We start from the raw sequence: 20,752 nt of genomic DNA, 5'->3' as shown, positions 1-20,752 counted from the left end.
TGAACAGGGTAAGGGATTTCCAATTAAAAAAATATTCCAACCAATAGTCCATACCCGAATTTCTCACCAAATTTATGAAACCCAAGTCCAGAGGCTGTAGGGGCGGGTTCACAAATATGCTTCAATCATTCACGAATATCTCGTGAACCCGCCCCTACCGTTTTGTGAGAAATGCGGGCGTAGGGTGTGTTACCGCAACAGCATAAGGCACGTACTGGGTAATTTATTTTTTGGGATTCTTTAATTATTGTGGCACTGTAGGCTTGAATGGCTGTTATTTTTAAATTTTAATGTTGGTAATTAATCCCCAATCTACTAATGCTATATAGACGATTTGGACGCACAGAATTACAGATGCCAGTGTTTTCCTGCGGTGGCATGAGATATCAGTTCAAATGGGAAGATGTTCCCAACAATGAAATTCCTGCTGATAACCAGGCTAATCTCGAAGCAACTATTAAAAGGGCAGTTGAGGTTGGGATTAATCATATTGAAACTGCTCGTGGTTATGGCACTTCCGAAATGCAATTGGGGAGAATATTGCCCAAGTTTTCCCGCGAAAAGTTGATTGTTCAAACCAAAGTCAGTCCAAAGGCAGATGCGAAAGATTTCCGCAAGACATTTGAACAATCATTGCAAAACCTCCAGTTAGATTATGTTGACCTTTTAGGGTTGCATGGTATCAATCATGCTGAGTCGTTTGATGATAGCATCCGTCCAGGTGGCTGTTTGGAAGTAGCACAGCAGTTGCAAGCAGAGGGAAAAGTTAGATTTATTGGCTTTTCTACACACGGATCAACAGATATGATTGTGCAGACAATTAATACCAATTTCTTTGATTACGTGAATTTGCACTGGTACTACATTAATCAATGGAATTGGGCAGCAATTGAAGCAGCTAAACGCCACGATATGGGGGTATTTATTATTAGCCCATCTAATAAAGGAGGTTTGTTGTATGAACCTCCACAAAAGTTAGTAAATCTTTGCGCCCCTTTGAGTCCAATGGTGTTTAATGATTTGTTTTGTTTGAGTCATCAAGAGGTGCATACTCTGAGTGTGGGAGCAGCAAAACCACAAGATTTTGATGAACACTTGAAGACTTTAGAATTAGTAGATCGGGCATCAGAAATTTTGCCACCTATTTTAGCAAGGTTGGAAGAAGAAGCGATCGCTACTTTGGGAGAAGATTGGGTAAAATCCTGGGAGACAAATCTACCAACCTTTGACCAAACCCCTGGTGAGGTAAATATTCGGGTAATTTTGTGGTTACGAAATATGGCGATCGCCTACGATATGATAGACTATGCCAAAATGCGTTATAACCTGCTTGGCAATGGTGGTCACTGGTTTCCTGGTAACAAAGCTAATCGGCTAGACGAATTAGACTTGCGGCAATGTCTTGCCCGCAATCCCCACGCCGATAAAATCCCTCAAGTTTTGGCACAAACACATCAGATGTTGGCAGGTGAGGCTGTCCAACGTCTCTCGAAGACTTGACAAATTGCATAAATAAGGGATTGGCTATGGCAATGGGAAATAGTAAATAATATATTATCTATGTCCAATCCCTAATGCCCAATCCCCAATCCTAATCAGATTTTTCAGTATCCGGTGATTTACTTCCCTTTGGTACGACTAACACCTTATCAACGCGGTTTCCATCCATATCCATCACTTCAATTCGCATATTTTGCCATTCAAAATGATCTGCTGCGGCAGGAATACGACCTAAATGAGTGATCACAAAACCACCTAATGTTTGATAACTGCCGCGTTCCTCGGATTCCCACTCTTCCATACCAAAAAGTTCTAAAAACTCCTCTACAGGCAACATCCCATCTAAAAGCCAGGAACCATCCTCGCGTTGCACAGCTTGTGGATGATCCTGTCCATCTGTTGAAGGAACATCACCTACAATTTCGCTCATGATGTCATTGAGAGTGACTAATCCTTGAATCACGCCGTATTCATCCACTACCAGCGCCATGTGAGTGATGGTTTGTTTGAACAATTCCAAAACTTTCAAGCCACGGGTGCTTTCTGGGACAAATATGGGCTGTCGCAATCCCACTGTCAAGTCTAGCGGTTCTCCTCGGAAACTCCTGGCTAATAAGTCGGTAACAGGGATAACACCTAGCACATTGTCAAGTCCCCCCTGACAAACTGGATACCGAGAATAGGCACTATCAACCATTTTGTGACGATTTTCTTCGGCAGAGTCGTCTAAGTCTAGCCAGACAATATCGGGACGGGGTGTCATTAAGTAGCTGACAGGGCGATCGCCTAAACGAAAGACTCGCTCCACCATATCCTGTTCAGCTTCCTCAAAGGTTCCCGCCTCGGTGCCTTGCTCAATTAAGATTTTAATTTCTTCTTCAGTAACTTGCGGTTCAGTAGAAGCTGTAATTCCCAGTAATCGCAGGATTAAATCTGTAGAAGCGCTTAAGAGATACACCATTGGGGAAGCGATCGCCGATAAGGCTTGCATAGGAATCGCTACAATCGATGCAATCCTTTCTGGGTTGTTTAATGCCAGACGCTTCGGTACCAATTCGCCAACAATGAGTGACAAATAGGTAATGAGCAAAACCACTATTCCGAAAGATAGCGGTTCACTATAAGGTGCTAATAAAGGTACAACTTTTACATAGACTGCCAATCGGTTGGCAATCGTTGCTCCTCCAAAAGCACCAGTCAAGATACCGATCAGGGAAATACCCACTTGAACGGTTGACAGGAAATGATTTGGAGACTCAGCTAGTTTTAATGCTGCCTTTGCCTTGACATCTCCTTGATTGGCAAGCTGCTGTAGCCTAACTTTCCGAGCTGAGACAACCGCCATCTCAGACATAGAAAACACGCCGTTGGCAATAATTAGCACCAAAATGATTGAAATTTCAAAAGTGATGGAGGACATGTTTAAAATTGCCGCTTATCAGAGCGAACGTAGCTCAATACCTAGTATCTAGTATTAAAGGTGCTTCTATAAATGCTTTGACTGTACACAAAGTAATAGTTATTTTCACGTTGACTCTTGACAGTTGACTGTTAACCGTCAACTGTTAACCTTTTAAAATAGTTAACATAAACTCCCTCAAGACTTTCTGACCTACAAAGACTCCCACCGCTAGTAGTACTTATGTCATTTTCTTCTATTGTGCGTGCTTTAGCGCGATCGCCACTCACCACTGAATTTATTTCTAAGCTAAACCGACAACAAGAATTGCGGTTAAATGGCATTGCTCGACTACCCAAGGGTTTGGTGGCTTCGGCATTGGCGCAGTCTCAAGGCAAGGATTTATTTGTGGTTTGCGCCACTCTTGAAGAAGCTGGACGTGTTTACGCACAATTGGAGGCAATGGGATGGCAAACAGTACATTTTTATCCCACCTCCGAGGCTTCTCCTTACGAACCTTTTGACCCGGAAACTGAGATGAGTTGGGGGCAAATGCAGGTATTGGCAGATTTGGTGACAGAAGACAGGGGACTGGGGACTGGGGACTGGGGACTTGGTAATGGAGAGAAGGGGATAAGTGGACAAGGGGATCAAATAAGCAAAGGAATAACTAATACCACTACCCCAATACCTAATTCCCAATCCCCAATTCCCAGTAGCGGAGCGAAGCGATCTTTGGCAATTGTGGCTACTCAAGGGGCGCTGCAACCACATTTACCACCACCAGAAGCTTTTGAGCAATTCTGTCTTACCTTGAAGCGGGGGATGGAATTAGACTTAAATGCCTTTAGTGAGAAAATAACTATTCTGGGATACGAACGGGTTCCTCTGGTGGAAACAGAAGGACAGTGGAGCCGACGGGGTGATATTGTTGATGTGTACCCAGTTTCATCTGAGTTTCCAGTCCGGCTGGAATGGTTTGGCGATGAAATCGAGCAAATGCGGGAATTTGACCCAGCAACACAACGTTCCGCCCTCGATAAAGTTGGCCAGTTAATTCTTACCCCCACTAGCTTTGCTCCCATCGTGATGGCAGCACTGAAGAATAGTTCCGAGTTAGGAGTTAGGAGTTATGAGTTAAACTCTGATTCAGAACTTAGCACTGAGAACTCATCACTCTTAGAAGGGAGTCGTCGCTTTTTGGGATTGGCTTTCGAGCAACCAGCATCTTTGCTAAATTACTTATCAGAAAATACCCTGATTGCCATTGATGAGCCAGAACAGTGCCATGCTCATAGCGATCGCTGGGTAGAAAATGCTGAAGAACAATGGAGAATGGGGCATGGGGAGGAATCTACTTCCACTCCCCTAATATTGCCGAAAATTCATCGGTCGTTTGATGAATGTTTGGTTGATGTTGCCAGGTTTAAAACATTATATTTATCGGAACTGTCCGAGGAAAATAGTGGCATCAATCTTGCCAGCCGATCTGTTCCAGTCACGCCGCACCAATTTGCTAAATTAGCTGAAACTATCCGCAAAGAACGCGATCGCAATTTCTCGATTTGGCTGCTTTCTGCCCAGCCTTCGCGTTCTGTCTCGCTCTTGCAAGAACATGATTGTCCGGCTCAGTTTATCCCCAATCCCCGCGACTACCAAGCAATAGATAAGCTACAAATAAACCATATTCCTATAGCTCTAAAATATTCTGGTCTTGCGGAACTCGAAGGCTTTATCCTGCCGACATACCGAATAGTAATTGTTACAGATCGGGAATTTTTTGGGCAGCATTCTTTGGCGACTCCCGGCTATATTCGCAAGCGTCACAAAGCTACTTCTAAGCAAGTTGATCCCAATAAGCTGCGTCCCGGCGATTATGTGGTTCACAGAAATCATGGGGTTGGCAAATTTGTCAAGCTGGAAAGTTTGACGATTAATAACGAAACCCGTGATTATTTAGTAGTACAGTATGCTGACGGGTTACTCAGAGTCGCCGCCGATCAAGTAGGTGCTTTATCTCGGTTCCGCGCCGGAGGTGACAAAGCACCGGAACTCAACAGGATGACGGGTAAAGCTTGGGAAAATACCAAGAATAAAGTCCGTAAAGCCATCAAAAAATTGGCGGTGGACTTGTTGAAACTGTATGCAGCAAGATCAAAACAACAAGGTTTTAGCTTTCCAAATGATATGCCTTGGCAGGAAGAATTGGAAGATTCTTTCCCTTACCAACCCACGACGGATCAACTCAAAGCTGTGCAAGATGTGAAACGCGACATGGAAAGCGATCGTCCAATGGATCGCTTAGTTTGTGGCGATGTCGGTTTCGGGAAGACGGAAGTGGCGATTCGTGCTATTTTCAAAGCAGTCACCGCCGGTAAACAAGTGGCACTCCTTGCGCCAACGACAATTTTAACACAGCAGCACTACCATACACTCAAAGAACGTTTTGCACCTTACCCGGTAAATGTCGGTTTGCTCAACCGTTTTCGTTCTGCTGAAGAACGCCGCGATATTCAAAAGCGATTAGCAACAGGTGAACTAGATGTAGTTGTTGGTACACAGCAACTTTTGGGTAAAGGTGTGGCATTCAAAGATTTAGGACTGTTGGTGGTGGATGAAGAACAAAGGTTTGGGGTAAACCAGAAGGAGAAAATTAAAAGCTTAAAAACTCAGGTGGACGTGCTTACCCTTTCCGCTACTCCCATTCCCCGGACTTTGTATATGTCTTTATCGGGAATTCGGGAAATGAGTTTGATTACTACACCACCCCCAACTAGACGACCAATAAAAACCCATCTATCACCGATCAATTCCGAAAGTATCCGCAGTGCAATTCGTCAAGAATTAGACAGAGGTGGACAAGTATTTTATGTAGTTCCACGAGTAGATGGAATTGAAGAGACAACAGCCAATTTACGAGAAGTGATACCGGGAGCTAGATTTGCGATCGCTCACGGTCAAATGGATGAAAGCGAGTTAGAATCAACCATGCTAACCTTCAGTAATGGTGACGCAGATATCCTTGTTTGTACGACAATTATTGAATCTGGCTTAGATATTCCGCGAGTCAACACCATTTTAATTGAAGATGCTCACCGCTTTGGATTGGCTCAACTGTATCAATTACGTGGTCGTGTAGGACGTGCAGGTATCCAAGCTCATGCTTGGTTATTTTATCCGAAGCAACGGCAATTATCTGACGCAGCCCGGCAACGATTACGAGCGATTCAAGAATTTACTCAGCTAGGTTCTGGGTATCAGCTAGCGATGCGCGACATGGAAATCAGAGGTGTGGGTAACTTGCTAGGTGCAGAACAATCCGGTCAAATGGATGCCATAGGTTTTGATTTATACATGGAAATGCTAGAAGAAGCAATTCGGGAAATCCGAGGACAAGAAATTCCGAAAGTGGAGGATACTCAGATTGACCTTAACCTCACAGCATTTATTCCAGCAGATTACATTACCGATTTGGATCAAAAGATGAGTGCATATCGGGCGGTGGCCACAGCTAAATCTAAATCAGAATTAAAGCAGATTGCAGCGGAGTGGAGCGATCGCTATGGTACTTTGCCAGTGTCTGCCAATCAACTGTTGCGAGTCATGGAACTTAAACAGTTAGCGAAAAAACTTGGATTTAGCCGGATTAAACCAGAAAACAAGCAGCACATTGTTTTAGAAACGCCGATGGAGGAACCCGCTTGGAACTTGTTGGCGGCAAATTTACCAGACAATCTCAAGACGCGCTTTGTATATTCGCCTGGTAAAGTGACAGTGCGTGGGTTAGGAGTTTTTAAAGCAGATCAACAATTGCAAAATTTGATTGATGCTTTTGGGAGAATGCAGGGTGCGATTCCAGAGGCAGCTGTTGTTTGATCAGTTTTGCTCAAGTTTCTACCAATTTAGAACCAAACTTACACAGAATAACCAGAATCAAATTCTTTTTTTAGAGAGGAGAGTGAAAAACTACAACTAAATAGTGATAAAAGAGGAAGGTTGAGCCGAAAGTATACTTGCAGTGACATTATCCAACTTCGCTAACACTTGATTGTCAGAACTATCCATAACCAAGGCTTGACTTCCTTGTTGCTGTATCAACAATTGACCAAACTTAAGACCTCCTGACAACGCAAACTTGTCCTTACCCACTTCAAAATTAGTAATAGTGTCCGTGCCCTCACCTAAAGCCAATACAAAGGTGTCGGTGCCAGAACCCCCTGTAAGTATATCTTCGTCATTGCCCCCATCAAGCCAGTCATTGCCTGTGCCCTTTAATAGTTGGTCATCGCCGATACCACCAAACAGCGTATCATTAGCGTTATCACTCAAAAGCTGATCATTGCCGCTATCGCCATAGAGTTGGTCATCACCTTCATTGCCCCAGAGAGTATCGTTTCCGTTGCTTCCCCAAAGTTGGTCATTTCCTAGATTACCTACGATGGTGTCTTGACCCTCAAACTCATAAATCTTGTTGGCTGGGGCATTCCCTTTTAAGTACTCAGAACTGTCAGTGCTATTGAGAACTTGAATTTCGGGGACAGGAGTCTTATTGGTGGAAACTTCATCTGCATCAATGTCAATCAATACACTGCCGTTGCCATCGCCATCTAGGGGAGTATTGTTAGTGATGCTATTGAAAGCATTGGAACCAGCATCAATCACTGGACTTCCAGATTTGAGCCTAAAGTCACCATTCGCTGCATCAACAAACAATGGGTCTTTGTCTAAAATATTTCCTGAGCCTGTGCCTTTAAAAACTCCGTTGTAAGCAAAGTTGTTGTCAAATGAAGTATTACTAGAATGAGAAATAGAAGTGGCGGACTTTCCGTCGGTTGCATACATAATATTGTTATCAACCCGAATATTTTTACTACTGTTGAGGAAAATTTCTGCGCTTGAGAGGATTTGTGAATTTTTGTAAGTTGTATTATTAACAATGTCTATAGGATTTTCTCCTTTGTAAATCTGAATACCTGCGCCACCATTGTTGTAAATTAAGTTATTACTGATTAAGGCTTTGCCGTGGTATGCAACTTTTTCAATATAAGAAGTATCAAACATTATTCCATGACCTTCTGTTATTTTTCCTGTTGCAGCCCAAGGAACTAATTCTTTATTATCAAAAGAGGTGTTGCCTTGAATAATTACTTTGTAATCTTTGACGTTGTCATCAGAGTTCCAAAGCTTAAGCATTGTAATTCCTTGGGTTCCAAAAGGTGAGTACCAAGCATTCCCAGAAACAACATTGTTTTTTACTGTAATGTAGTCTGCTTCAATTGTTGTAATTCCACCTCCTGGAAACTTAGAAACGTTGTTATTATTAATTGTGATGTGATGTGAACGCTGCTTTTGGTCGCCATCAATGTATGTAACGCTAATACCGTTTCCAGATGTCGCTGGGTTATTCAAATTATTTTTTTCCTGGAGCGCATATTTTAATGTAATTTCATCTCGTACTCCCACCAGGGTTAGCCCTTCAATTACTACGTAAGAAGAACCTGTAACTGAGATTGCATTCCAATTGTTTTTCTGTGCTTCTAAAATAGGTTTGTGCCCAGGATAAGCAGTAAATGTGATCGGCTCCTTAGCGCTACCATGCTTATCTGAAATACTCAGGATATGAGCGTAAATATTTGTGTAATTACCATTCATCACATAGACGGTATCACCTGCGGCTACCAAATCTGCGGCTTTTTGGAGGGTGCGAAATGCGGCTTTCTCGTTCAAGCCATCATTTTTATCATCACCTGTTCCAGAAACGTAGTATGTTTTGCCAGCCATTGTTTTACTCCGAATTTATGTTAGAGGATTTGGTAATACGCTCTTAACAACTGAGGAAAGTTGTTAAGTAGTTATTTGGATTGGTCATCTGTCTGGACTTTTCAAGATAGTCGCAGTTGTCCGATGGCGTACCCGCCCTTTCCGGTGGCGATCGCGACTTTAAATCGCATCGTTTTTAGAAACTTTATTATCAAATTAAAATTTTTTTGTTAATCGTTGATGGTTAAACTAGGGATGTCGATACCGTTAATCGTCAGTATTTTATTGAAGATGATCGGACGATTTGCACGTACACAAGGCAGCGCAAAACCGGAGACATTTACTGTCTTCTCTGCGTTTGTTGTTAGAGGATGTTTTAAAAGTCCTTTCGTTGGTAGCAAAACGTTATCGATCCCCCCAACCCCCCTTAAAAAGGGGGGCTTTAATTCCGGTTCCCCCTTTTTTAAGACTAGGGGGGATCTGAAAGTGTCTAAACTCACAGTGAAACACTTTTCAAACAACCTCTTCGACACTCTATGGTTACCAAAACTGGAGTTCAATACTCGTATTTTCATCTGTAGCAGTCGCGTAGGCGTAACCCTTCGTAGACATCGCTGTTCTTGGGAAACCAGCTTTACTATCTGCTATATTCGATACGATAAGCAATAAATTAGCATAGTAATTCCTTTAAACTTTTTTGGTTGTCTTAGGTCAGGAGGTTGCCAAATCGGCATAGTAAAATCCATCCCTCACTGAGAACTGAGAACTTAAAGTTAGAGTGTTCAAAATTGAATTGGTTGAAACTTTAGTAGATTTACCCTTTAATTTAAGGGGGCTAATGTAACAACTTAGTCGAACCTCTTGTAATCGATGTCACTGAGCTTTGTGAACTTAGTTAAAAGTAACCTTTATAAATAGTGATCGATATCAGTAAATACCCAGAAATTAGTACTTTTTTTACAAAAAAATCAAAAATTACGGAAGTATGATGATGGAATCCTGTTAATTTCCAGAGTGATATGGGAATGAAACCGCTTTGTGCAAGGATTTGATGAAGTTTCTGTAAATATTTTTTGTCAGCAATGCCTTCTTTACGAGATCAAGGTGGAGCTTGCTTCCTCGTAAGGGTAATTGTCTTCATCATTTTTTTCGTGAAATGCTATTAGCGATCGCTATGGTAGTTTACCAGTCCCTGCAAATCAACTTTTGCGAGTCATGGAACTCAAACAGCTAGCAAAAAAACTCGGATTTAGCCGGATTAAACCAGAAAACAAGCAGCACGTTGTTTTAGAAACAGCAATGGAGGAACCCGCTTGGAATTTGTTGGCGGCGAACTTACCAGACAATCTGAAGACGCGCTTTGTGTATTCTCCTGGTAAAGTGACGGTGCGCGGGTTAGAAGTTTTTAAAGCAGATCAACAGTTGCAAAATTTGATTGATGCTTTCGGGAGAATGCAAGGTGCGATTCCATAGGTGGCTATTGTTTGATTGGAATAAAAAGATTAGTCATCAACTGGAAACCTATGCCAGACTTACTTAGAAGAATTACAGTTAAGCCCAAACAAGGTGGTGGTCGCCCATGTAGCATTCTCTGGCTGTTCACTGGTTGTCAGGTATTAAAAGTACTGGTACTTCAAGCGAGTGATATTAGAGTAAAATAAGATGTTCAAAATCTAGACAGTGACGAGCAGTTAAAAAAGTAGAAACATGGAAACTACAACTAAAAGACAAGCGTTAATCAAGGTTATTAATGAACAATTAGAACTGGCTTATGACGATACCTTACAAGAGATTTTATCACTGTTGAAAATCCGCAAACAAGAAGACGAGGCAGACGAAAGAGATTTTGAAGAGGGATTAAAAGATATCGTAGAAAATGGCACTCTAACTTGGTCAGAACATCAGCAAAAAACTGCATGATCTACCGAGTATAAGTTTCCAAAAGTGCATCTAAACAACTCAAAAAGTTACCCGTAGATATTCAGGAAAGGTTATAAAGCAAAATTCAACAATTAGCTCTTGATCCTCGCTCTGATGGTGTCGGCAAATTAAAAAATGGTGAAAATCGTTATCGCATCAGAGTAGACTTTTAATAATTCTTCAGGGTTGACTAGCCACTCTAGCTCCCCTTGTTCCGCCCATTGGACTGGTGTTAATAGTCCGGTATTCTTTTAGGTTAAGTCCAGGCATAAACGCCCAAGTGGCGATCGCACCCTAACAACCCCAACAAAGTGCAAGCAGAGATAATTTATAGTATGGCTTTCGTAACGATTAACAGCTATGACAGAGCTACTTGAACAAGTGATCGCCAAACTCAAAAATTTGCCTGCCAATGAACAAGATGCGTAGGCGTAGCCCGGCGCAGGCATCGCAGCGATGATTTTGGCAGAACTAGAAGATGAACACCTTTGAGATGAAGCTTTTGCCCGTTCTCCAGATATGCTTGCCAAATTTGCAGCCGAGGCAATCGCTGAATACCGTGCAAGAAGGGTGGCGGAATCTAAAGCAGAATTAACTTAGATTAGTGGCTAAGTGCAGTAACATAATTAACAGCAAAGTAATCTTAGTAAACTTCCATATTCTTTATAAATATTCAAAAAAGACTTCAGGTACTAATCGTAATTCCCCAGATTTTAAGCGAGAGATATCTATCCATAAAGCTCTATGTTTATGATGTGGTGATTCAGAAAAAATTAAACTTTCCAGTTGATAAAATTTTGAATCAGCAAAGTCACATTGATAAAGCTGAATAATTTCATGACCTTGCCTACCATTAAATGTAAATAGGTTTTCTATACAACCTAGATATTTAATATTCGTTAAGTCTGCCTGAATTTCCTCTTGAAACTCTCGTTCTAAGGCGGCGCGACTGGTTTCGCCAAAATCAACACCACCGCCTAAAGCACGATAAAATGTTTCTTGCTTTACGGGATCGTAGCCTTCAGAAACAAATATGCGTTCGCCATCCCGAATTAGCGCCAAGACTATTACCCGAATTTCGCCTGCTTTATTCATTTTTGTAACTAATTATCGTAAATAGAGTGAGGACGACTTTCGCTATCCTCAATAGGCCAATCTGGATTTTCCCCACCGATGTACAATTGTTCAATGGTCACATATTCCTGACTTAGCTGGGTGAGGGCGTTGATTAAAATATCTAGGGCGATCGCATCACTGGTTCCTAAATCAAACCAACAACGTCCCCACTGACCCTCATATTCAAACTCACCGATATTGTGCATCAGTGCTAGCAAGCTTTTGTCATACCCTTGCTCATCATAATTCATGTAGCTGATATCGAGTCCAGTGTCCTGCACCTGGAGATTCTCTGCATTAAATGCACCCAATTTACCTAGATAAAACCAGGAATTGAAAACTTCTTCTACATACTGCTTTTCACGCGCAGAAGGATTTGTGCTGAATTTCAGCCAAATCCACATATCAAAAGGATTAATTTCGCGGAACTGAATCTCCATTTTGGTCTAGTATCTCAATTACTGTTCTGCAAATAAGCATATCAAAGTAGGGAGTGGGGAGTGGGGAATCAGAAATGGGGACTAAGGATTCTTCAGGGTAACAGCATTGCTGCGTTCACGCTCAATTTGTTTGACTAAATCGCTTGGGAGTTGAGATTTCTTAGTCAATGCTTTGTCAAAATTAGCGATCGCTTCTTGAATCATCTGCTGGCTTTTTTCTTTTTGCCCCAGGTTTTTTAGGATTTGAGCTTTGAGATAATAAATTTCTGGATTATCTGATGTGGTTTTGAGCGCCCGGTTGACATATTCTAGTGCCTGTGGATATTTTTTTAAATCCCGGTAAGCAAGAGCAATACCCCGATCTACAAGATACCCAGGAGCAGCATTTTTTTCTAAGCGTCCAATTGCCTGATCTGGACTAGCAAAAGGCAAATTAACCGCCAATAGTAAATCCATATAACCCTTGATTAAATTCAGTTCTGGATCGTTGGCAGAAATTGCTTCGGCTTTATCTAAATACTCATAAACTTGCCGTAACCGACCAAAAGCTTGCGGCACACCGTTGACTGTACCCTCACGGGTGAGAATTACTGCACCTTCTAAAAAATGACCAACGGCAGTGTATAAATTACCACGTAATGGATCGCTAGAAATCAGCTTTTGTCCAGTTTCTAGAGTTTTCTGACTGTAGGTGTCTAGTTTAGCCCAATCCTTATTTCCGTATGCCAAAGATGCTTTCATGGCATAAGCTAAAGGTTCATTTGGCTCCTTAGATATCGCTTGTTCCAGATAACGCTCTGCTGCTGGATAGTTGCCCTGTTGGAAAATCGCTTTAAAAGCGGCTTCTGTTTGGTCGCCAATTTGATGAGGTTCGCTATTACGGAATGGATCGCCAGCTAAGGAGGGGCTTATCCACAGATTAAGTGCGATTGCCCAAGGGGCAACGCCAAAGGCGATCGCAGCGAAAGTAGTTTGAGTAAGGGTAGTGAGTTTAGCAGACACTACTAATCGAGGCGAAGAAAACCTTTTAATCATTTTAACCCTCAGAATATTTGCGGTTGAAATAGTTGTATGTGTTACCTAGAATGCAAAAAATGGTTAATTTTAACTTGCCTCTGCTTCAACCAGAATTTTTTTATATAAAGTTTGACTTCGGTAATTTTTCCATGTTCCCAGGCTGGTCATAGCCATTGTTTAAGGTGAGTCTGCCACAATGGAGAAAAACATGGATGGTTCTTGCTGCTAAATTAAGGTGTTAAGGCAGGTAATGCACTAGAAATTTTTCCAGAATTTTTTAGATGCTCTCAGTGTAGCTAATCAGTAACTTGCTGACTTTTTGGTAATTTTAACAAATGCTCTATCTCCGAGATATAATTTATCACCCCACAGCTTGCCCAACAGCAATTCTCAAATCGATCAACTTGGAATTAGCACCCCAGCAGCTAGGTCTGATTATTGGTCCAAGTGGCTCAGGAAAAAGTACCTTACTAGAAATTTTGTCGGGACTAGCCGAACCCACTACCGGCGCACTCTTTTGGCGGGAACAACAACTCATCGCCGAACAGTTACAGCAATTAGCTGGATTGGTATTTCAGTTTCCAGAACGGCACTTTTGCGGTGGTTCGATTTTAGAGGAATTACGTTTAGGACATCCTGAGTTAGGGTCAGAACGAGTCAGACAAGCCCTGAGTGAGGTGGGATTAGAGCATTTATCGCTCTCTGCCGCTCCCCATGCTTTGAGTGGTGGTCAGCAACGACGTTTAGCTTTAGCAGTGCAATTGATTCGCCAACCAAATTTACTGTTATTGGATGAACCCACAGCTGGTTTGGATTGGTCAATGCGTCGGCAACTGGTAAATTTATTAGCGAAACTGAAACAAGATTGGACACTGTTAGTAGTGACACACGATGCTGGGGATATGTTAGCGATCGCAGACCGTTGCTGGACACTCAACCACGGTGAACTACAATCAGTAGACCCAAAAACACTAGAAGCCAAAGTTAAAGAACCTCTACCAACGGTGTGAGAAGAGAGCAGGGGGACAAGGGGACAAGGGGACAAAGAGAAAAACTATGCCCCATATCTCATACCTAATGACAAATGACTAATGACAAATGACTAATGACAAACTTATTGCCTGAAATGGCAGAAATATGGCAGCAAACTCTGAATTGGCAACCAACTGTTCAACAGCAAGCACAATTCCAAAGGCTTTATGAGTTAATCCTAAAAGGTAACCGTCAACTAAATTTAACTCGCATCACTGATCCCCAAGAGTTTTGGGAAAAACATCTCTGGGATTCTCTGCGAGGAATTGCACCCCTGTTATCAGCAAGTTTGTCCCCTACTTCCCCTGCTCTAATCGATATTGGTACAGGTGCAGGTTTTCCGGGTGTTCCAGTGACAATTACTGTACCTAATTGCACAATTACCCTTCTCGATTCCACTCGGAAAAAAATCGCTTTTCTCGACAATATACTAGCTGAACTTGCTCTTATTAATGCCAAAACTCTTGTTGGTAGAGCTGAAGAAATCGGTCAGCACCCCCAGCATCGACTAGCTTACGATATTGCATTGATCCGCGCTGTAGGTGCAGCCTCTGTCTGTGCAGAATATACCCTACCACTGCTCAAACAGGGAGGTTTAGCCATAATTTATCGCGGTAATTGGACAGAAGATGAAACAACAGCTTTGCAAAATGCTGTGAACCAGTTAGGTGGCATTATTGAATCAATCGAACAATTTACAACACCCCTAACTCACAGCATCCGGCACTGTGTGTATTTGCGTAAGGTAGCCATCACACCAGTTCAGTTTCCTCGTGCTATTGGTATACCTACTCAAAAGCCTCTTTAACTAGTTCGTAATTCGTAATTCGTAATTATTACGAATTACTTTGACAGGGGTGGAAGATAAATTTTTTATTTTTCTATCTCTTCCCTTAATCCTAATGCTTAAGCTAATTTACTTGCTGCTGCAAACCGCTTATTAATCTCATCCCAATTAATCACGTTCCACCAAGCATCTAAATAATCTGCGCGGCGATTTTGGTAATTGAGATAATATGCGTGTTCCCATACGTCATTACCCATAATGGGATATTTGCCTTCACTTAAGGGATTATCTTGGTTAGCTGTAGTTGTCACTTCCAACTTGCCACCTTTGTTACGTACTAGCCAAACCCAACCACTACCAAAACGACCAGCACCAGCTTCGTTAAACTGCTTTTTGAACGCTGCAAAACTGCCAAAGTTTTGATTAATTGCGGAGGCTATATTTCCTGTTGGTTCTCCCCCACCTTTCGGCTTCATAATAGTCCAGAACATTGAGTGGTTCACATGACCACCGCCATTATTAACTACTGTTTTGCGAATATCTTGTGGTACACTGTCAAGTTTCTGTAACAGTTCTTCAATAGTTTTGCCTTTGAGTTTTGGGTGTTTGTCTAAGGCTGCATTTAGATTTTTCACATAAGTCGCGTGGTGTTTATCGTGGTGAAATTGCATCGTTTTGGCATCAATGTGCGGTTCTAGTGCTTCGTAGGCGTAAGGTAAAGGGGGTAGTTGGATCGCACCTGTTTTATTTGCTGTTGTATTTGCTGTTGTTTCAGGAATTGCAGTGTTTCCCTGAGGAGATTTCTCTGCCAATGCACAAGCATCTAATACAAAAGCACCCGCACCTGATGTGAGTAAAAACAAGAAATTGCGGCGATTAATAGTCATATATTTTTTTGCAGCGAATCCATTAAATCTCTATTGCAGTTTTTATTTTCTTAGATTTTGACTACAAAAAATTGTGAATTGCAATTATTTTGGGAGTTTATTCTGGCAGTTTCAGAAACTATTTATAAAATCCTATCCCCAGTTTTAGGATCAAATACAAACAAGTGATTTAAATCAAGTTGTAGAGAAAGGCGATCGCCTGGACGCGGACGCACATCCGCACCCACCTGAATATTCAATACCACCGCCGAACCAGGTAAGCCAGCACGAATCAAAGTTTCCCTTCCCAAAGGTTCTACCACCTTAACTTCTACAATCAACTGACTCTCATTACCTTCTTGGCGACTTGGTGAATCAGCGCTGTAGGAGGGTTTCTCGCCGTAGGCGACTGTGAACCCGGAGGGCGGTTCGTTGATAAAAATATGCTCTGGACGAATCCCCAAATCATAACTGTGTCCATGACGCAACTGTAATTTCTTCACAACTGCCGGAATCGTTAATAATTGCCCACTCACATCAAAACCATTATTTTCATAGATTGCAGGCAAAATATTCATTGGTGGACTGCCTAAAAAAGTTGCCACCATCTGATTATTAGGACTTGCATAAATAGTTTGGGGATCGCCAATTTGCTGAATCCGTCCGCGATTTAGCACAACAATTTTATCAGCCAAAGTCATCGCTTCAACTTGATCGTGGGTGACGTAAATTGTGGTAATGCCTAATTCTTGATGTAACTGTTTCAACTCTGCCCTTGTATCATCGCGCAATTGGGCATCTAAATTAGATAAAGGTTCATCAAGTAAAAACACTTGGGGTTCACGAGCGATCGCTCTTCCTAATGCTACTCGTTGTTGCTGTCCCCCAGAAAGTTGTTTAGGTTTACGATCTAGCAGGTGATCCAGAGAAAGTGATCGCGCCACATTCATCACTCGTTCTTGAATAATTTTCCGGTCAACCTTCCGCATTTGCAACCCAAAGCCGATGTTTTCCGCCACGCTCATGTGAGGATAGAGAGCGTAGTTTTGGAATACCATCGCCACATCTCTTTGTCTGGCTGGGATATTATTCACCAAGCGATCGCCAATATAGAGTTTGCCAGATGTAGCGGTTTCTAAACCCGCGATCGTTCGCAAGATTGTAGACTTACCACAACCCGATGGCCCAACTAAAACCCAAAATTCTCCATCAGGAATTTCAAAGGTAATATCCTCAATAGCGGTGACGTTATTAAACCTACGTTTAATTTCTTCTAGACGAACGTTTGCCATTATCAAATTTGGTATTTTCAGTTTGGGATCTGCGGCACTTCCAACTCACTACTAGGAGGTTTTATCCGCCCCCTCTGAGGAACTGTGAGGCTGCTTTGCAAGTGCAGAAACTTGATTGTCCTGCACAACTCTAATCAGAAATCTTAGAGCTTCATTGACAGCATCGGCATTAGGAAAAACCTCTGCAACATCAGGTTCTAAACGGATTGTTGTCTTACCAAAGCTCTTTCGTTCAGGGCCGAACTTTCTGACCCTTAGACTCTTCAAGTCATACTCTGATCGCAGATCGTCTTCCATTTCTGGTTTACCCTTCTTTATATGCTTCTCGCTCGGATCGTGTTACTTCTCTTGCACTAATGAGACGAATCGAATTTCCTCTCTCTGTATAGGACATGATTAGTAAGCGTCCCCGATTTGACTCTCCAATAATAAGGTAACGCTCCTCATCATCAGAGTGGTCTGGATCATAGAAGTCAACATAGAGCGGATCGTCGAAAACAGTTTTGGCTTCTTCAAAGGAAACCTGATGTTTTAAAAGATTTATTGCCGCTTTGTTCTCGTCCCACTCAAACTTCATGAAATTATTAAATCTCTACCTTTTGAATACCTATAAATTCTGGTATTTCTTCATCACTTTTTGTTTCTAAACAAAGTTCAATTACTTTTTTCATATTAGCCATCAACTCATCAATTGTTTCTCCCTGACTGTAACAAGCTTTTAACTGAGGGATTTCTCCGACATAGTAGCCATCTTCATCTTGTTCAATGATGACGTAGAATTCTCGCTTGGTGGGATTTATCATAATCTATTTGTACGTAGGCTCAAAATCATTTCTCTGGATTCTTCAACCAAGCAGGGTGAGAGAGTAAAGAAGCAAATACTCTTACTCCGCGAAGTTGATTAGAAAGGGGTAAGTGACCTCTAGGCGCACTCAAATCCCAGGTAAAGCTGTTAGGGTATCGCGTCCAGTTATTACCTTCTTTCCAGCCAATTTTCGGCCAGAAATTTTCCCAATTTTTACCCAAACTTAACCAGATTTCTCGCTGCACTGAAAAGCCAAATTTACCTTCAGAGTGGATTAACCAGAGGTTGTTAATAGTTTGTAAGTCAACAACCGAGATATTTTCTACCTCAGTAAAGTACAACCATTTTCGTTGTACAGCCGTTGGCCCTGATAGTTCACACATTTTTTCGATGGTGACGCGATCAGCTGCTTGGAAGTCTTGAGCAGCAAGTAGCTGTTGCAAAGAATTGTAGTTAATCCCGCACTCTGATTTTAGAGGTACAATTCCCTCAGGAAAACAAGAACGCAGAAATTCTTTGGCTTGAGGTGCATCAGAGTTATAGAGGACTTGGTAAGCTTTGCCATCAATCCAAGTTGCTGGGTTCTCACGTCGTTTCAGTAAAAATTCCATCAACACGTCTAATCCCTCATTACCCAACTCAGCTAACTGTGGGATTATCTGCTGTTGGACTTTTTCAGACCCAGCGATTAAAGGTCGTCGGAGGGAGTCGATGTCATTAGCAGGGCCTGATAAAATCATTGGGTCTGTCATGCCATTCTCGTTTTAGCGGTCAGTGAAAGAGTGGTAAGCTATGTTGCTCCTCCTAGGTGAAGCATTGATAGCGAAAAGTAGTTTACTATTTTTGATCGTACAAAATTGCGATCGCTTCACTGAATCCCACACTTAATCCCCAAATAATGTACAAGGAGAATAGGGGGAAAATCTTTGCCTTATGGCTTAGGAACAAAAGACATAGCAAAATATACAAGCCTGCCACATAAGGTTTTTTTGACTAGCAGCGTATCGATTAGGAGTGTGTAAACGATGTACGACAAGATTACCCCCCCAACAGCCGGAGCAAAAATCACCTTCAAAAATGGTGAACCAATCGTACCGGACAATCCAATTATCCCCTTTATTCGTGGCGATGGTACAGGTATCGACATTTGGCCTGCTACCCAAAAAGTTCTTGATGCTGCGGTAGCCAAAGCATATAAGGGTCAACGTCAAATTAGCTGGTTCAAGGTTTACGCTGGAGATGAAGCTTGCGATTTATATGGAACTTACCAGTATTTACCACAGGACACTCTTACGGCTATTGAAGAGTATGGTGTAGCTATTAAAGGGCCTTTGACTACTCCTGTTGGGGGAGGGATTCGTTCTTTAAATGTGGCGCTAAGGCAAATTTTTGACTTGTATGCTTGCGTGCGTCCTTGCCGTTATTATGCGGGTACGCCCTCTCCCCACAAAAATCCCGAAAAGCTGGATGTAATTGTTTATCGAGAAAATACGGAAGATATTTATTTAGGCATTGAGTGGCGACAAGGTAGCGAAATCGGCGATCGCTTAATTAAAATTCTCAACGAAGAACTGATCCCCGCCACCCCAGAACATGGGAAAAAACGTATTCCTCTTGATTCTGGTATTGGCATCAAACCCATCAGTAAAACTGGTTCCCAGCGCCTAGTTAGACGTGCCATCAAACACGCTTTGTTATTGCCCAAAAATAAGCAACAAGTAACCTTGGTGCATAAGGGCAACATCATGAAGTACACCGAAGGGGCTTTCCGTGATTGGGGTTATGAACTAGCAACCAGTGAATTCCGCCAAGAAACTGTCACTGAACGAGAATCTTGGATTTTGAGTAACAAGGAGAAAAATCCGAATATTTCCTTGGAAGAAAACGCCCGCGAGATTGATCCTGGGTTTGATAGTCTCACCGATGAGAAGAAAGCGCAAATTGTCAAGGAAGTTGAAACTGTTCTTAACACAATTTGGGCAACCCACGGCGATGGTAAATGGAAAGAGAAAGTTTTGGTGAATGACCGGATTGCTGACAGTATTTTTCAACAAATCCAAACCAGACCGGATGAGTATTCGATTTTGGCGACGATGAACTTGAACGGCGATTATTTGTCTGATGCTGCTGCTGCCATTGTTGGTGGTTTGGGAATGGGGCCAGGGGCAAATATTGGTGATTCTAGTGCCATATTTGAAGCTACCCACGGCACTGCACCCAAACACGCCGGCTTAGATCGGATTAATCCTGGTTCAGTGATTTTGTCTGGTGTGATGATGTTGGAATTTATGGGTTGGCAAGAAGCCGCAGACCTAATTAAGAAAGGTTTAAGCGATGCCATCGCGAGTAGTCAAGTCACCTACGATTTAGCGCGGTTGCTGGAACCGCCTGTTGAACCCTTGAAATGTTCTGAATTTGCCGAGGCAATTATTCAGCATTTTGGTTAATTATATTAGGGTTAATTAGTCAATTGATCCCCTAAATTCCCCTTAAAAAGGGGGACTTTGAGAGCTTTTGCCCCCCTAAAAAAGGGGGGTTGGGGGATCAAAAGTTTGTAGCGCAACTCTAAAAGACTTGTGTCTATACCGTAGCTTTGACAAGGGGAGATTAAGGGGGGTACGACTTCTGTGTACACCGTTTGAGAACCGCTATAGTTTAACTTTTAGCTGTTATTTGTTCGTTGTCTAGGCTTTTTGAGCGAATGACCAAATAACTTTGATAAAACTCTAACAATTTCTATTTGCTAAGTCAGTATTTTTACTAAATCAATCATTTTCAAAAAGCGAAATGGCATTTTATTTGCAAAAAACACCAAAAT

General features: G+C 42.1%; 19 protein-coding genes and 1 pseudogene. 9 read left to right on the top strand and 11 right to left on the bottom strand.

The annotated features are described in order from the left end of the window. Positions 1–318: 318 nt before the first annotated feature. A complete protein-coding gene (locus H6G96_RS00810) occupies positions 319–1,500 on the top strand; it encodes an aldo/keto reductase (RefSeq protein ID WP_190909480.1) in 1,182 nt (393 codons plus the stop codon). Between the two features lie 91 nt (positions 1,501–1,591). Here the strand turns inward: H6G96_RS00810 and H6G96_RS00805 are convergent, their stop codons facing one another. Further along, entirely contained in the window at positions 1,592–2,920 is a 1,329-nt protein-coding gene (locus H6G96_RS00805; protein ID WP_190909479.1) for a hemolysin family protein, read from the bottom strand. A gap of 222 nt (positions 2,921–3,142) precedes the next feature. Between H6G96_RS00805 and mfd the strand changes: the two genes are divergently transcribed. Beyond that, complete coding sequence (gene mfd, locus H6G96_RS00800; protein WP_190909478.1) at positions 3,143–6,775, top strand: transcription-repair coupling factor; 3,633 nt, start codon at positions 3,143–3,145, stop codon at positions 6,773–6,775. Between the two features lie 96 nt (positions 6,776–6,871). Here mfd and H6G96_RS00795 read toward each other — a convergent pair whose 3' ends face one another. Then, positions 6,872–8,680 carry a right-handed parallel beta-helix repeat-containing protein gene (locus H6G96_RS00795; protein WP_190909477.1) on the bottom strand — a complete coding sequence of 603 codons (1,809 nt, stop codon included), beginning with the start codon at positions 8,678–8,680 and terminating at the stop codon, positions 6,872–6,874. Positions 8,681–9,820: 1,140 nt separating this feature from the next. On the opposite strand from H6G96_RS00795, the gene H6G96_RS00790 reads away from it, so the two are divergent. From H6G96_RS00790 to H6G96_RS41040, 4 genes and pseudogenes are all read left to right on the top strand, one after another. Further along, positions 9,821–10,132: a TRCF domain-containing protein gene (locus H6G96_RS00790; protein WP_347242165.1), complete on the top strand. Its 312-nt coding sequence runs from the start codon at positions 9,821–9,823 to the stop codon at positions 10,130–10,132. 50 nt (positions 10,133–10,182) lie between these two features. Continuing rightward, positions 10,183–10,320 carry a hypothetical protein gene (locus H6G96_RS00785; protein ID WP_190909476.1) on the top strand — a complete coding sequence of 46 codons (138 nt, stop codon included), beginning with the start codon at positions 10,183–10,185 and terminating at the stop codon, positions 10,318–10,320. Between the two features lie 46 nt (positions 10,321–10,366). Further along, a complete protein-coding gene (locus H6G96_RS00780) occupies positions 10,367–10,579 on the top strand; it encodes a hypothetical protein (protein ID WP_190909475.1) in 213 nt (70 codons plus the stop codon). 360 nt (positions 10,580–10,939) lie between these two features. Then, a pseudogene (locus H6G96_RS41040) lies at positions 10,940–11,179 on the top strand (hypothetical protein). A gap of 63 nt (positions 11,180–11,242) precedes the next feature. Here the strand turns inward: H6G96_RS41040 and H6G96_RS00770 are convergent. The 3 genes from H6G96_RS00770 to H6G96_RS00760 form a co-directional block, all read right to left on the bottom strand. Further along, complete coding sequence (locus tag H6G96_RS00770; protein ID WP_190909473.1) at positions 11,243–11,674, bottom strand: NUDIX domain-containing protein; 432 nt, start codon at positions 11,672–11,674, stop codon at positions 11,243–11,245. An 8-nt stretch (positions 11,675–11,682) separates the two neighbouring features. Then, a complete protein-coding gene (locus H6G96_RS00765) occupies positions 11,683–12,135 on the bottom strand; it encodes a DUF3531 family protein (protein ID WP_190909472.1) in 453 nt (150 codons plus the stop codon). Positions 12,136–12,216: 81 nt separating this feature from the next. Then, a complete protein-coding gene (locus H6G96_RS00760; RefSeq protein ID WP_190909471.1) occupies positions 12,217–13,170 on the bottom strand; it encodes a Sll0314/Alr1548 family TPR repeat-containing protein in 954 nt (317 codons plus the stop codon). A gap of 317 nt (positions 13,171–13,487) precedes the next feature. On the opposite strand from H6G96_RS00760, the gene H6G96_RS00755 reads away from it, so the two are divergent. Both H6G96_RS00755 and rsmG read left to right on the top strand, forming a co-directional pair. Continuing rightward, a complete protein-coding gene (locus H6G96_RS00755; RefSeq protein ID WP_190909470.1) occupies positions 13,488–14,162 on the top strand; it encodes an energy-coupling factor ABC transporter ATP-binding protein in 675 nt (224 codons plus the stop codon). Between the two features lie 95 nt (positions 14,163–14,257). Then, entirely contained in the window at positions 14,258–14,992 is a 735-nt protein-coding gene (gene rsmG / locus H6G96_RS00750) for a 16S rRNA (guanine(527)-N(7))-methyltransferase RsmG (RefSeq protein ID WP_190909469.1), read from the top strand. Positions 14,993–15,090: 98 nt separating this feature from the next. On the opposite strand, the gene H6G96_RS00745 is transcribed toward rsmG, so the two are convergent. From H6G96_RS00745 to H6G96_RS00720, 6 genes are all read right to left on the bottom strand, one after another. Further along, complete coding sequence (locus H6G96_RS00745) at positions 15,091–15,858, bottom strand: superoxide dismutase (protein ID WP_199339333.1); 768 nt, start codon at positions 15,856–15,858, stop codon at positions 15,091–15,093. A gap of 122 nt (positions 15,859–15,980) precedes the next feature. Beyond that, positions 15,981–17,129 (bottom strand): ABC transporter ATP-binding protein, encoded by a 1,149-nt coding sequence (locus H6G96_RS00740; RefSeq protein WP_190909468.1) that lies wholly within the window; start codon positions 17,127–17,129, stop codon positions 15,981–15,983. Between the two features lie 51 nt (positions 17,130–17,180). Continuing rightward, the gene (locus tag H6G96_RS00735) at positions 17,181–17,426 is read right to left on the bottom strand and encodes a hypothetical protein (protein WP_190729502.1); all 246 of its coding nucleotides are present in this window, start codon (positions 17,424–17,426) and stop codon (positions 17,181–17,183) included. Between the two features lie 7 nt (positions 17,427–17,433). Next, entirely contained in the window at positions 17,434–17,706 is a 273-nt protein-coding gene (locus H6G96_RS00730) for a BrnT family toxin (protein ID WP_190909467.1), read from the bottom strand. Between the two features lie 7 nt (positions 17,707–17,713). After that, positions 17,714–17,932 (bottom strand): type II toxin-antitoxin system HicB family antitoxin, encoded by a 219-nt coding sequence (locus H6G96_RS00725; RefSeq protein ID WP_190909466.1) that lies wholly within the window; start codon positions 17,930–17,932, stop codon positions 17,714–17,716. A gap of 25 nt (positions 17,933–17,957) precedes the next feature. Then, on the bottom strand, positions 17,958–18,686 hold the full coding sequence (locus tag H6G96_RS00720) for a GUN4 domain-containing protein (protein ID WP_190909465.1): 729 nt from the start codon (positions 18,684–18,686) through the stop codon (positions 17,958–17,960). 273 nt (positions 18,687–18,959) lie between these two features. On the opposite strand from H6G96_RS00720, the gene H6G96_RS00715 reads away from it, so the two are divergent. After that, entirely contained in the window at positions 18,960–20,381 is a 1,422-nt protein-coding gene (locus H6G96_RS00715) for an NADP-dependent isocitrate dehydrogenase (RefSeq protein WP_190909464.1), read from the top strand. The last annotated feature ends 371 nt before the right edge of the window (positions 20,382–20,752 follow it).

The organism is Nostoc sp. FACHB-892 (genome assembly GCF_014698795.1).
Taxonomy (GTDB): Bacteria; Cyanobacteriota; Cyanobacteriia; order Cyanobacteriales; family Nostocaceae; genus Nostoc.
This window is presented reverse-complemented; position numbering and strand designations above follow the sequence as displayed.

Coding starts and splice junctions, on each gene's coding strand:
- H6G96_RS00810 (WP_190909480.1), top strand. CDS start 319: ATGCTATATAGACGATTTGGACGCACAGAATTACAGATGCCAGTGTTT.
- H6G96_RS00805 (WP_190909479.1), bottom strand. CDS start 2,920: ATGTCCTCCATCACTTTTGAAATTTCAATCATTTTGGTGCTAATTATT.
- mfd (WP_190909478.1), top strand. CDS start 3,143: ATGTCATTTTCTTCTATTGTGCGTGCTTTAGCGCGATCGCCACTCACC.
- H6G96_RS00795 (WP_190909477.1), bottom strand. CDS start 8,680: ATGGCTGGCAAAACATACTACGTTTCTGGAACAGGTGATGATAAAAAT.
- H6G96_RS00785 (WP_190909476.1), top strand. CDS start 10,183: ATGCCAGACTTACTTAGAAGAATTACAGTTAAGCCCAAACAAGGTGGT.
- H6G96_RS00780 (WP_190909475.1), top strand. CDS start 10,367: ATGGAAACTACAACTAAAAGACAAGCGTTAATCAAGGTTATTAATGAA.
- H6G96_RS00770 (WP_190909473.1), bottom strand. CDS start 11,674: ATGAATAAAGCAGGCGAAATTCGGGTAATAGTCTTGGCGCTAATTCGG.
- H6G96_RS00765 (WP_190909472.1), bottom strand. CDS start 12,135: ATGGAGATTCAGTTCCGCGAAATTAATCCTTTTGATATGTGGATTTGG.
- H6G96_RS00760 (WP_190909471.1), bottom strand. CDS start 13,170: ATGATTAAAAGGTTTTCTTCGCCTCGATTAGTAGTGTCTGCTAAACTC.
- H6G96_RS00755 (WP_190909470.1), top strand. CDS start 13,488: ATGCTCTATCTCCGAGATATAATTTATCACCCCACAGCTTGCCCAACA.
- rsmG (WP_190909469.1), top strand. CDS start 14,258: ATGACAAACTTATTGCCTGAAATGGCAGAAATATGGCAGCAAACTCTG.
- H6G96_RS00745 (WP_199339333.1), bottom strand. CDS start 15,858: ATGACTATTAATCGCCGCAATTTCTTGTTTTTACTCACATCAGGTGCG.
- H6G96_RS00740 (WP_190909468.1), bottom strand. CDS start 17,129: ATGGCAAACGTTCGTCTAGAAGAAATTAAACGTAGGTTTAATAACGTC.
- H6G96_RS00735 (WP_190729502.1), bottom strand. CDS start 17,426: ATGGAAGACGATCTGCGATCAGAGTATGACTTGAAGAGTCTAAGGGTC.
- H6G96_RS00730 (WP_190909467.1), bottom strand. CDS start 17,706: ATGAAGTTTGAGTGGGACGAGAACAAAGCGGCAATAAATCTTTTAAAA.
- H6G96_RS00725 (WP_190909466.1), bottom strand. CDS start 17,932: ATGATAAATCCCACCAAGCGAGAATTCTACGTCATCATTGAACAAGAT.
- H6G96_RS00720 (WP_190909465.1), bottom strand. CDS start 18,686: ATGACAGACCCAATGATTTTATCAGGCCCTGCTAATGACATCGACTCC.
- H6G96_RS00715 (WP_190909464.1), top strand. CDS start 18,960: ATGTACGACAAGATTACCCCCCCAACAGCCGGAGCAAAAATCACCTTC.